Origin of the sequence: Anaerophaga thermohalophila DSM 12881 (assembly GCF_000191885.1) — a bacterium.
GTDB classification, from domain to species: Bacteria; Bacteroidota; Bacteroidia; order Bacteroidales; family Marinilabiliaceae; genus Anaerophaga; species Anaerophaga thermohalophila.
In genome coordinates, this window is the sequence record NZ_AEWI01000037.1 from 70,785 (window position 1) to 83,987 (window position 13,203).

Genomic DNA, 13,203 nt, shown 5'->3' on the forward strand with positions numbered 1-13,203 from the left:
AAACCATAGCAGCGCAATTTACTAAATGCAGAAAACATTTTCCAAATATCTTTTTACTGCTCTGACCATCGTGGTTTTTGCAACCGGCGACGCATTTGGCATGTCTTTAAAGACAACCGCCAGGATGGCCGATATTCCACAAGTCCCCGATACGGCAGAACAATTCCAATTAGACCGTATTATTACGCCCGATCAAATTTCAAAAAATACTGAAACAGAGGAGCCTTACATCCCTCAGCCCGATAATCTTCAATACCGGGCCGAGTACGACCCTTCTACCGGGCTGGTTATCCTGTATAAAATGGTAGGAAATATTCCCGTACAGCTTCCCTATACAATGTCTGTCGAAGAATACCGTAAAAAGGAATTAAGACAATCAATGTTCAATTACTGGGAACAGCAAAGAGCAGAAACAGAAGGTGCCGGTGAGGGCGCATCCGGGATCAGAATCGGAGCCGGCCGTGCCGTTGAAAGTATATTTGGAAGTCAAACCATAAACATTCGTCCGCAGGGAATTGCAGAACTCCAGATCGGTGTCAATCATACCCGTATCGATAATCCCACCTTGCAGGAGCGGATGCGAAAAACCACCACTTTCGATTTCCAGGAGAAAATACAAATGAACATTACGGGGAATATCGGTGACAAGCTCCGAATGGGAATTAATTATAATACCGATGCTACTTTTGATTTCGAAAATCAGGTAAACCTCGAATACTCGGGACACGAAGATGAAATACTGCAAAAAGTGGAAGCCGGAAATGTAACTTTACCCCTGCCGGGAACACTTATTACCGGAAGTCAAAGTCTTTTCGGAGTAAAAACAGAAATGCAGTTCGGCCGTCTCACTGTTACTTCCATCTTCTCTCAACAAAAAGGGGAAACATCAACCATGAACATCCAGGGTGGAGCTCAACAGCAGGATTTCGAAATCAATGTTGATGAGTATGATAAAAACAGGCACTTCTTTCTTTCTCACCATTTCAGGGAAAGGTACAATGAAGCCATGAAACATCTTCCGGTAATCAACTCCCCTTTTAACATTACAAAAATAGAAGTCTGGGTTACGAACAGAAGCAATAATTTTGATGAATCCCGTAATATTATTGCTTTTGCCGACCTTGCTGAAAGCGGCGACAACCTTACCAACCCGGGTTTGTGGACCAGTCAGCCCGGTGCTTTGCCATCGAACGAAGCCAGCAACCTTTACGAACAGATGAACACCACCTACTCGGCCATTCGCAATATCAACGAGGTTTCTTCCACCTTCTCATCACTCGAATCGCAAGGGTTCAGGGGCGCGCGGGAATATGAAAAAATTGAAAATGCACGCCTCCTCAAAGAATCAGAATACACCCTGCATCCAAAGCTCGGATACATCTCACTGAACAGTCCGCTTAATAACGACGAAGTTTTGGCAGTAGCCTACGAATACACCTATAACGGTGAAGTATACAGAGTCGGCGAGCTAAGCACCGACGGCATAGAAGCTCCCAACAGCCTGTATGTAAAACTCCTGAAAGGAACTCTTCTGGCACCCAGTGTCAAGACCTGGCACCTGATGATGAAAAACATTTATGCCATTGGTGCTTATCAGGTCAGCCCGGATGATTTTATTATGGACGTAGTCTACTTCGACGACTCGAAAGGCTCATACATCAACTATTTTCCTGACGGGCCGAAACCTGAAGAAGGCGGACTAAACGGCGAATTGCTGATTGGGATAATGGGACTCGACCGCCTCGACAGTAATCTGGAGCCTTACCCCGACGGTACATTCGACTTTGTTCCCGGATATACCATTTTGCCCGACCAGGGAAGGGTCGTTTTTCCGGTTGTACAACCATTCGGAAATCACCTGGAAGAAAAATTGCAGGGTTATCCCGAACTCATAGACAAATACGTGTTTCATGCCCTCTATGACTCCACCCTGACCAATGCTTCGCAAATGTCCGAAAGAAACAAATTCAAACTTCAGGGAACCTACAAATCATCATCCAGCAGCGAAATTTCGCTCAACGCTTTTAATATTCCCGAAGGCTCTGTGGTCGTAACCGCGGGAGGAATTAAACTAACCGAAAATCAGGACTACACTGTCGATTACACCACCGGCCGCATCCGCATCATAAACGAGGGACTTCTTGAGTCAGGTACACCCATTCAGGTATCACTTGAAAGTCAGGACATGTTTAACCTGCAAACAAAAACATTGTTGGGAACACATCTCAACTATCAATTCAATAAAGACTTTAACGTGGGAGCCACGCTCATGCACCTGAGAGAAAGACCCCTTACACAGAAAGTTAACTTTGGTGATGAGCCCATCGCCAATACTATATGGGGGCTCAATGCCGCTTATTATACCGAATCGAATGCTCTGACTTCCTGGATCGATAAACTTCCGTTGGTTGAAACCACCACACCTTCATCCATCTCCTTCGAAGGCGAATTTGCCCAACTTATCCCGGGACACCCCAACGTTATCGAAAAAGAAGGCAACTCGTATATCGACGATTTCGAAGGAAGTGAAATTCCCATTGATATAAAAAACTGGACCGCATGGAAGTTTGCCAGTACGCCCCAGGGGCAGCCCGATATATTTCCTGAGGCTGCCAGCATCAATGATCTTTCTTATGGGTTCAACAGGGCCAAACTGGCATGGTATGTCATTGACCCCCTCTTTCTGCGAAATAACAACCTTACACCTTCGCACCTGAGACAAAACCCGGATCAACAGTCCAGCCATTTTGTGAGAGAGGTCTACGAAAAGGAAATTTTCCCCTATCGTGAAAGCGCTTACGGCGAACCCACCAATATTCCGGTTTTGAACCTTGCCTATTATCCCGACGAACGCGGCCCCTATAATTTTGACACCAATCTCACCCCCGAAGGTAAACTAAACAACCCTGAACAACGATGGGCCGGTATTATGCGCGAAATACAAACCAGCGACTTTGAGGCTGCGAACGTTGAATACATCGAATTCTGGATGATGGATCCGTTTGTTTACGATGACAGTCCCGAACGTGGTGGTGACCTCTACATCAACCTGGGTAATATATCCGAAGACATCCTTCGCGACTCACGCAAATTCTTTGAGCAGGGACTGCCCGGCCCCCAGGATCCGTTTGATGTAGATAGCACGGTTTGGGGGTTTGTCCCTACCAGGCAAAGTCTGGTCAACGCTTTTAGTAACGATCCCGCAACACGTTTCATGCAGGATGTGGGGCTCAACGGAATGAACTCGGAGCGGGAAAGGAACTTCTATCTAGTGATTGATCCCGCTGCCGACGATTACCATTACTATCGTGGCAGTGATTTCGACAGGGAAGAAACCGGTATTCTCGAACGCTATAAAAATTTCAACAACCCTGAAGGCAATTCTGTGCCATCTGAATATTCCAACGAAAGCTACAGCACGGCAGCTACTACCCTCCCCGACGGGGAAGACATCAACCGCGATAATACCCTGAGTGAAACCGAAAGCTATTACCAATACAAAATTCAACTGCGTCCCGGAAACATGAATGTTGGCGAAAATTTTATCACCGATGAAATTGAATCCACGGTGGAACTCAAAAACGGAGAGCGCAGTTCCGTCAAATGGTATCAGTTCAAGGTACCGGTCAGTGAGCCCGACACCACCATAGGAGAACTACGCGATTTCAGCTCCATCCGTTTCATGCGCCTGTTCCTGAAAAACTTTTCCGACACCGTCATTTTGCGCTTTGCAACAATGGAACTCGTACGGGCCGACTGGCGTAAATATACGGACGATTTGTTTGAACCGGACGACATGGTGAGTCCCTCGCCCGGGACTCAGTTCGAAGTAGCCACTGTCAATATTGAAGAAAACGGCACCAGAAAACCGGTAAACTATGTATTACCACCCGGGATTGATCGGATAATCGATCCGGGAAATCCTCAGATACGGCAGCTCAACGAACAGTCAATGGTACTGAAAACAACAGAACTGGCCGGAGGGGATGCCCGGGGAGTATATAAAACACTCAACATGGACATGCGTCAGTATCGTCGCATAAAAATGGAAGTCCATGCCGAAGAAATTACAGGATATCCGCTGGAGAATGATGAAATTACAGCCTTTATCCGTTTGGGCTCCGACTTCAAAAATAATTATTACGAATATGAAGTCCCCCTTAAGTTGACTCCCCACGGCACTTACAGTAATAACTCCACGGCCGACAGATACATAGTATGGCCCGAAGATAACCAGATAAATGTTCCGGTGGAATTGCTCCAGGAAATTAAACTGAAACGCAATGACGCCTTAGGATCAGGAGATGCCGATGCTGCCATAAACGAAAAATTCAGTCGTACCGATCCCAATAATACCAGCAATAAAGTTAGTATAAAAGGTAATCCCAACCTGGCCAATGTACGGTCGATAATGATCGGTATTCGCAACAGCTCCATCAACAATAAAAGCGCCGAAGTATGGTTTAACGAACTCCGCCTTTCCGATTTTAACGAAGAGGGAGGATGGGCGGCAAATGCCCGGATGAGTATAAAACTGGCCGATCTGGGAAGCGTATCAATGGCCGGGAAAGTGAGCACTATTGGCTTTGGAAGTATTGAGCAAAGTGTAAATGAACGCAGCCAGGAAGACTATTATCAGTACGATATTGCCACCAACCTGGAACTGGGGAAATTGCTCGGACCTGAATCACGGTTGTCGGCACCAATGTATGTCAGTGTCAGCGAACAAGTTGCCACACCCGAATATTACCCTCTCGATCCTGACATCCCCATCGATATCGCTTTGGATAATGCAGACACCAAAGCAGAAAGAGACAGTATCAGGCATCTGTCGGAAGACTACACAAAACGTAAAAGTCTCAATTTTACAAATGTCAGACTTAAACCCAAAAACAATGAAACAAAACTATACGATATCTCGAACCTGAGTGCCACCTACGCATATAATGAAACCAGTCACCGGGACGTAAATACAGAATACAAAATCAACAAAAATTACAGAGGTATTCTGGCCTATAACTATTCCGGCCAGCCCAGGTTGATTGAACCTTTCAAAAAAATCAACGGAGAGGCTTTCAGGCTTATCCGTGATTTCAATTTTTACCTTTTGCCAAGTCAGCTAAACTACAGGTGGGAACTTATACGAGACTATAATGAATCCCAGCTGCGAAATGTGAACAATCCTACCTTTAAAATTCCGGTTTCGGTAAGAAAAGATTTTAACTGGAACCGATATTTTGAAATGACCTATAACCTTACTAAATCGTTAAAAATCGATTTCAGAACCATCACCAATGCCCGTATTGACGAACCGGAAGGCCCTGTCAACAAAGATTTATACAAAGATGAATATGAGCACTGGAAAGACTCGGTAATGCACAATCTTATGTCTTTTGGGCGTACCACCAACTATCAGCACAACATTAATGCCAGCTACCGGGTCCCAATCAACAAGTTGCCTCTAATGGACTGGACATCGGCCAACATCAACTACGGAGCCCAGTTTAACTGGCGACAGGGGCCCATTACCGAAGAAGAATACGAATGGGGGAATACCATCCGGAATTCCAATACCATGCAGGCTAATACCCAACTCAACTTTTCCGGACTTTTCAATAAAGTAGATTATCTGCGTAACCTCTCCCGCCCTAACCAAAGAGCAGGCGGCACTCAACAACTGCGATATACCAGTCACAGCCTCGACATCAAAAAAGACACGCCTTTCGAGATACAACACCGCCTGGATACAAGAGATGTACAGGTTCGTATATTTGACAGCAATGGTCGTCCCGTAAGAGGAGAAACCAAGATAATTGATGCCAACACGGTGACATTTACTTCGCCCCGCGACGTTTCCAATGCACGAACTTTGATTACCGGAGAGAAACAAACATCAACTTCACCGGTAAAAATTGTCGCCGACAATCTCGTGCGGATAGCCACCGGCATAAAAAACCTCTCTGTTTCCTACTCATCCAACAATGGCACTTCTCTTCCGGGATATCTGCCCGAATCAGGATTTCTGGGCAATGCTGATGTTCAAGGTGTCAATGCACCCGGTATTCCGTTCCTGCTGGGAATCCAGGACCGGGATTTTGCCATGAAAGCTGTCGAAAACAACTGGCTGACAACCGACAGCACCCTAAACAGTCCGTATATTATGACCCACTCCGAAGACCTGAATATAAGAGCAACCATTGAACCATTTGATGGTCTTCGGATTGATCTGACAGGCACAAGACGCTTTTCAAAAAATATTAACGAATACTATCTTTTCAACGGAGATCAATTCAAAGGGGTTTTTAACACCATGGAGTCGGGAAGCTTTTCTATGAGTTTCAATACTTTAGCAACAGCCTTTGAAAAAATTGAGCATTCGGGAAATTATGAGTCGGACGCGTATGATCAGTTCCTGAAAAACAGGGAAATAATAGCCCGCCGGCTTGGCGAAAAAAGAGCCGGAAGCAACTATCCAACAACAGGGGATTATTACGAGAATTCTAATATAGCCGGTCTACCTTACAGTCCGGAAGGATATCCCGACCTTGGACATACTGTCGAATCGGGTGTAGACGGGTATAACCTGACCTCGCGCGAAGTGATGGTACCGGCCTTTCTGGCTGCCTATTCCGGGAAAAGTGCCGACAACATTTTTACCGAAACGTTCCCGTCGCTGTCAAAGATTAAACCCAACTGGCGCATCAACTTTACCGGATTATCCAGGATCGATTTCCTGAAAAAATACATCAAATCTTTCGATATCAGTCACGCCTATTCATCCACCTACACCATCGGAAATTACCAGACCAACCTCGAATGGCAGGAAAACGGAGACGGTCTCAGTTTTGTGAGAGACGCTCAAAACAATTTTATCTCAAGGTACCTGATCAATGGTGTAACAATAACCGAACAGTTTTCACCTTTCCTTCAGTTCAACATTACCTGGCCGGGTAATTTCAGCACCAGGGCAGAATACAAAAAAGGCAGAATACTTCATCTTAGCCTGAATAACAACCAGTTAATTGAGAATTACAATGACGAATGGATTATAGGACTCGGCTACCGTTTTGACAAGATGGACATGATCCTCGGGAAATCGAACAACCAGAAAAAAATATCATCAGACCTCAACCTGCGGGCCGACATTTCATTGCGCGAAAATTTTTCTATTATCCGAAAAATACAGGAACAATCGAATCAGATGACAGCAGGACAAAAGATTACTACACTAAAAATCACTGCCGATTATGTTTTAAGCGACCGGTTTAATGTACAACTGTTCTACGATCGTCAGGTCAACAACCCCTATATCTCCTCTTCTTACCCCACTTACAATACAAATGTCGGCGTCAGCTTCAGATTTTCGCTGGCACAATAAAGTCTGAAACAGCAGATTAAAATATATCGATCATTTGTGTTAGATTATTCATGAAAAAATATCTAATTTTGAATAAAATCAATAAAATAAAAAACTATGAACATACCGGAAAACCTAAAATTCACCAAAGACCACGAATGGGTTAAAGTTGAAGGTAATACGGCCATTGTCGGAATTACGGATTTTGCCCAGAGTGAGCTTGGTGACATTGTTTTCGTTGAGATTGAAACAGAAGACGAAGAACTTGAAAAAGAACAAGTTTTTGGAACTATTGAAGCAGTTAAAACCGTATCGGATCTTTACATGCCAGTGTCGGGAAAGGTTGTTGAAGTCAATGAAGAGCTTGAAAGCAAGCCTGAATTAGTCAACAAAGAGCCCTATGGTGGCGGATGGATGATTAAGATTGAAATGAACAATCCCGATCAGGTGGGAGAGCTCCTTTCGGCTTCTCAATATAAGGAACTCATCAGTTAAAAGTATTTGAAACCGGCACTTAAGTTCGTTAAAAAATGCCTGAACGCAAGAAATGTAAAGATTCAAAGCATTTATAATAAAGAAGTTATAATTTTCAATTTTAACACCGAAAATATATAATTGCAAAAACTTAACGTGGTTATTACAATCAAAAAAGGCGCAACAAATTGCGCCTTTTTTGATTGTAAATATTATTTCCGGGCTATCATAATGTTCTTGAAACTTCAACCTCTTCGAAGGCCTCAATCATATCGCCTACCTTGATATCATTGAAATTCTTAATATTCAATCCGCATTCGTAACCGGCAGCTACTTCTTTAACATCATCTTTAAAGCGCTTCAGTGAACCAAGTTCTCCGGTATAAATAACAATTCCGTCGCGAATGACCCTTACTTTAGAATTTCGCTTGATTTTTCCCTCTTTCACAATACAACCGGCCACTGTACCAACTTTGGTAATCCTGAAGGTATCGCGAATTTCGAGTGTTGCAACAATCTGCTCTTTAATTTCGGGTGATAACATACCTTCCATAGCCGCTTTAATTTCCTCGATGGCGTCATAAATAATAGAGTAAAGACGAATATCTATCTCCTCTTTCTCCGCCAGTCGGCGTGCAGCCATTGACGGGCGAACCTGGAAACCAATAACAATTGCATTGGAAGCGGCAGCAAGCATAATATCCGACTCGGAGATTTGCCCGACAGCCTTGTGGATGACATTAACCTGAATCTCTTCGGTTGACAATTTGATCAGGGAGTCGGAGAGTGCCTCAATAGAGCCGTCCACATCACCTTTAACCACCAGATTAAGCTCCTGGAAATTACCAATGGCAATGCGTCGCCCGATTTCATCGAGGGTAATATGCTTTTGTGTTCTGAGTCCCTGCTCACGTTGCAACTGAGAACGCTTAGTCGCAATTTCCCTGGCTTCGCGCTCATTCTCCATCACGTGGAATTTCTCACCCGCTTGTGGCGCACCGTTTAATCCAAGCACCAACACGGGTTGTGAAGGTCCGACCTCTTCAATTTTCTGATTTCGCTCATTAAACATGGCTTTTACGTGACCGTAATACTGTCCTGAAAGGATCAGATCACCGGTTTTGAGTGTACCGGACTGAACAAGAAGGGTGGCAATATATCCGCGTCCACGATCAAGACTGGACTCAATAACTGAACCAACAGCAGGCTTATTCGGATTGGCCTTAAGTTCGAGAAGATCAGCTTCGAGTAAAACCTTTTCAAGCAACTGGTCAACATTGGTCCCGTTTTTGGCACTAATTTCCTGTGATTGATATTTCCCTCCCCACTCTTCAACAAGATAATTCATGTTGGCCAGTTCTTCCTTCACCTTATTGGGATTGGCATTGGGCTTATCAATTTTATTAATGGCAAACACAATGGGAACACCGGCAGCCGAAGCATGATTAATGGCCTCAACAGTCTGTGGCATCACATTATCATCGGCAGCCACAATAATAATGGCAATATCGGTAACCTGTGCACCACGTGCACGCATAGCTGTAAAAGCCTCATGGCCTGGTGTATCAAGGAAAGTAATCTCCCGTCCATTTTCCAGTTTTACATTGTAGGCGCCAATATGCTGCGTTATCCCACCAGCCTCACCGGCAATAACGTTTGTACTTCTGATATGGTCGAGCAATGATGTCTTACCATGGTCAACGTGCCCCATTACGGTAATGATTGGCGGCCGGGGCTGCAAATCTTCGGGACGATCTTCTTCTTCCTCTATGGTTTCGGCTGCGTCTACACTCATAAATTCCACCTTGTAGCCATATTCTTCGGCAACAAGGGTAATGGTTTCCGCATCAAGCCTTTGGTTAATCGAAACGAACAGACCAAGGCTCATACAAGTGGCTATCACCTGGTTAACCTGGACATTCATCAGGTTGGCCAGCTCGTTGGCAGTCAGAAACTCAGTAACTTTAAGCACTTTGCTCTCTTCGGACATCCGCTCCTTTGCCTCATGCTCTTTCTGGGCTGCAGCATCTCTCTTATCGCGACGGTACCGGGAAGCCTTGGATTTCCCTTTCGAAGTCAGACGTGCCAGAGTTTCTTTTATCTGTTTCTGAACATCTTCTTCACTCACTTCAGGACGGGCCGGCCGTTTTTTTGCCTTGGACTTTTTACGCCTTTCCTTTTTTTCCTGGGACTTACCACCAGCCTGGGCTTGCTGCTGCTTATCATCGATATTCACCCGCTCTTTTTCTTTGCGGATGCGCTTACGTTTTTTCTTTTTCTTCCGCTGCTGGTCTCTGTTGTTATTCTCAGAACGGGCATTTTCGGGCAGATTGATTTTACCCACCACGGTAGGACCTGATAATTTTTTCACCTTAGTAGGCATAAAGCTTTCTTTATCAGATTTTCCCTGTTCCTGACCCGATCCTTTTTCGCTTTTACCCGGTGCCTTAATATCAGGTTTTGTTTCTTGAGATTTTTCAGTGGGCTTTTCGACAGATTTTTCAGCTTTTTCAGCTTTTTCGTCCGACTTTTTTTCCTCTTTCTTCTCTTCTTTCTGAGGATGTTTGGCTGCAACCTCAGCCTCATCCTTTTTACCCGGTGCTTCGGCAGCAGGCTCCGCCTCCTGTTTTTTGGATTCGGCTGTCTCTTTTTTCACATCCATTTTTTCGTCCGGGGATATTTTATCAAGGTCTGTTTTCGTCACCTCCTTAACGTCTTTCTCCCTGGAAGGTTCTACCGGAATATCAACATTCTTTTCGGGTTGTTTCCTCTCTTCTTCAGTTTTATCAATGTCGGTTGTTTCCTTGGTCTTTTCTGTTGTTTTCTCTTCGGCTTTTTCTCCCTGCTTATCTTTTTCTTTCTTCTCCTCTTTCAGCCCTGCATTATCTGAACCTTCACTTACAGGATGTTGAGCTTCCTGCTTGTCTTTTTTAGCCTTTTCTTCTTTTTTGGCTTTTTCTGATGGCCCCTTCTTGTCGAGGTCAATTTTTCCGACAACTTTAACATCCATTTTTTGCCTGGGGGAAGACACTTCAGCAGTTGGTTTTTCCTCTTTTTTCCCCACCGGTTTCACCGGCCTTTCAACCTCTTCTTCTTCAATATCTTCAACATCCTCATCTTCATCTTCATCGTGCTGATTTTCTTTCAAATCATCGATGGACACAGAGGATTTTTTACCCTTATGTTTTCTGTCGACCAACTTCTGCGATTCCATTTTCACAGTCAGGTCCGAACGATATTCTTGTTTCAGAAGATCATACATCTCCTCCGAAACCTTGGTATTCGGGTTGGATTCGATTTCGAATCCCTTTTTATGCAGAAATTCAACGATTGTGTTGATCCCTACATTACATTCTTTTGCTATTTTACTAAGTCTTGTTCCAACTGCCATATAAAGGACTTTCGTTTTTCTGATAAAAAAGACAAAAAATCTTTGAGGGACAAAGATAAACGAATTATTCAAATTCGGCCTTCAGGATATTAATAACGTCACGAATGGTTTCTTCTTCCAAATCGGTTCTTTTAGTAAGGTCTTCAACGGTCAGCTCAAGTACGGATTTAGCAGTATCGCATCCAATTGCCTTCAATTCGTCAATGATCCAACCTTCAATTTCGTCTGAAAATTCGTCAAGAGAAACGTCTTCTTCTTCCTCTTCTTCCTCTGTCTCACGATAAACATCTATCTCATAGCCGGTGAGTTGACTGGCCAGACGGATGTTTAATCCCCCTTTACCAATCGCAAGAGAGACCTCCTCGGGTTGAAGGTAAACATCGGCGCGTTTCTCGTCTTCAAAGATTTTAATACTCGATACTTTTGCGGGATTCAATGCCCGCTGTATAAACAACTGCGTGTTGGTAGTGTAATTGATGACATCGATATTCTCGTTGTGCAGCTCCCGCACGATACCATGAATACGCGATCCCTTCATTCCAACACATGCACCTACGGGGTCAATCCGTTCGTCGTAGGATTCCACGGCAACCTTTGCCCGTTCACCGGGCGCCCGTACGATCTTCTTAATGGTGATCAGACCATCATAAATTTCAGGAACCTCAAATTCGAACAAACGTTCCAGAAATACAGGCGAAGTACGCGATAAGATAATCACCGGATTGTTGTTCCGCATCTCTACTTTGATTACTACAGCCCTTACTGTTTCACCTTTATGGAAAAAATCTCCCGGAATTTGTTCCTCCCTCGGAAGGATCAGCTCATTTCCTTCATCGTCAAGAATGAGCATCTCCCGTTTCCATATCTGGTAAACTTCTCCAGTAACCACCTCGCCTATACGTTCGGTATATTTGTTGTAAAGCTGGTCCTTTTCAAGTTCCATAATTTGTCCGGCAAGATTCTGACGCAATGTCAGAATAGCACGACGACCAAATTTATGAAAGTCTACTTCATCCACTACTTCCTCCCCGACTTCATAATCGGGATCAAATTTTCTTGCTTCTGTCAATGAAATCTGGGTATTCGGGTCTTCCACCTCTCCGTCGGGGACAACTTCACGGTTTCGCCAAATTTCAAAGTCACCTTTATCAATATTCACGATGACGTCAAAATTTTCATCACTACCGAAAATTTTGACCAGAACACTCCGGAACGAATCCTCCAGAACACGTACCATGGTGGCACGATCAATGTTTTTTAATTCTTTAAATTCCGAAAAAGTGTCTATCAGATTAATATTTTCCATCGCCTTATAAATAAACGTTGTTACTTCTTTTGTTTGTTCGGCACTACTCCACAGCCAATTATGTGTTATTATTTGTCATTGATTACAGGATACGACACCTGTCATAATCCCAATAATTCCTTAACTCTTTTAACATCATCAAAACTAAATTCATACGTGAAAACCTGCAACTCTTTTTTCTTTTTTCCATCGGTTTTCACCATTTTCTCTTCTTCGATTACAAATCCAGTCTCAAAGACTTCCTTCAGAACACCTTTTTGTATGCTTCCATCTTTGGTCAATACTTCCAGCGGACGGCCAACTGCTTTGTGATATTGTTCGATAACTTTAAACGGTTGTCCGATCCCGGGAGAAGACACCTGCAGCTCAAAATCTTCGGCATCTCTGTCGAGTGAATGCTCAATGAGACGGGAAACTTCGGCGCAGTATTCAATAGGGACACCTTTATCGCTGTCGATAAAAACCTCTATTTTATTGGAAGGTTTTACATTGACATCAACAATAAAGAATCCGTCTTCCTTTACTTTCGAATCAATGAGTTCAACTATTTGTTTCTTTGTTACCATTCACAATCTATTAATAAAATAGGGGACTTCTGTCCCCTACCCACTCACTGTGAAAAAACCGCTGCAAATATAAGGAATGAAAAACAATTATGCAAAAACCTTTTGGCCT

General features: G+C 43.9%; 5 protein-coding genes. 2 read left to right on the forward strand and 3 right to left on the reverse strand.

All coding sequences use genetic code 11. The features are described from left to right. Positions 1 to 25 precede the first annotated feature (25 nt). The gene (gene sov, locus ATH1_RS0111435) at positions 26 to 7,378 is read left to right on the forward strand and encodes a T9SS outer membrane translocon Sov/SprA (RefSeq protein WP_010421731.1); all 7,353 of its coding nucleotides are present in this window, start codon (positions 26 to 28) and stop codon (positions 7,376 to 7,378) included. A gap of 96 nt (positions 7,379 to 7,474) precedes the next feature. Further along, positions 7,475 to 7,852, forward strand: a complete 378-nt coding sequence (gene gcvH / locus ATH1_RS0111440; RefSeq protein ID WP_010421734.1) for a glycine cleavage system protein GcvH — start codon at positions 7,475 to 7,477, stop codon at positions 7,850 to 7,852. A gap of 205 nt (positions 7,853 to 8,057) precedes the next feature. On the opposite strand, the gene infB is transcribed toward gcvH, so the two are convergent. The 3 genes from infB to rimP form a co-directional block, all read right to left on the reverse strand. Further along, entirely contained in the window at positions 8,058 to 11,222 is a 3,165-nt protein-coding gene (gene infB, locus ATH1_RS0111445; RefSeq protein WP_010421736.1) for a translation initiation factor IF-2, read from the reverse strand. Positions 11,223 to 11,286: 64 nt separating this feature from the next. Further along, positions 11,287 to 12,528, reverse strand: coding sequence for a transcription termination factor NusA (nusA, locus tag ATH1_RS0111450; RefSeq protein ID WP_010421738.1), 1,242 nt, complete (start codon positions 12,526 to 12,528; stop codon positions 11,287 to 11,289). 101 nt (positions 12,529 to 12,629) lie between these two features. Further along, positions 12,630 to 13,094: a ribosome assembly cofactor RimP gene (gene rimP, locus ATH1_RS0111455; RefSeq protein ID WP_010421740.1), complete on the reverse strand. Its 465-nt coding sequence runs from the start codon at positions 13,092 to 13,094 to the stop codon at positions 12,630 to 12,632. Between the last annotated feature and the right edge of the window lie 109 nt (positions 13,095 to 13,203).

What these genes read in the sequence shown, in the direction of transcription:
- sov (WP_010421731.1), top strand. Translation starts at nt 26, where the DNA reads ATGCAGAAAACATTTTCCAAATATCTTTTTACTGCTCTGACCATCGTG.
- gcvH (WP_010421734.1), top strand. Translation starts at nt 7,475, where the DNA reads ATGAACATACCGGAAAACCTAAAATTCACCAAAGACCACGAATGGGTT.
- infB (WP_010421736.1), bottom strand. Translation starts at nt 11,222, where the DNA reads ATGGCAGTTGGAACAAGACTTAGTAAAATAGCAAAAGAATGTAATGTA.
- nusA (WP_010421738.1), bottom strand. Translation starts at nt 12,528, where the DNA reads ATGGAAAATATTAATCTGATAGACACTTTTTCGGAATTTAAAGAATTA.
- rimP (WP_010421740.1), bottom strand. Translation starts at nt 13,094, where the DNA reads ATGGTAACAAAGAAACAAATAGTTGAACTCATTGATTCGAAAGTAAAG.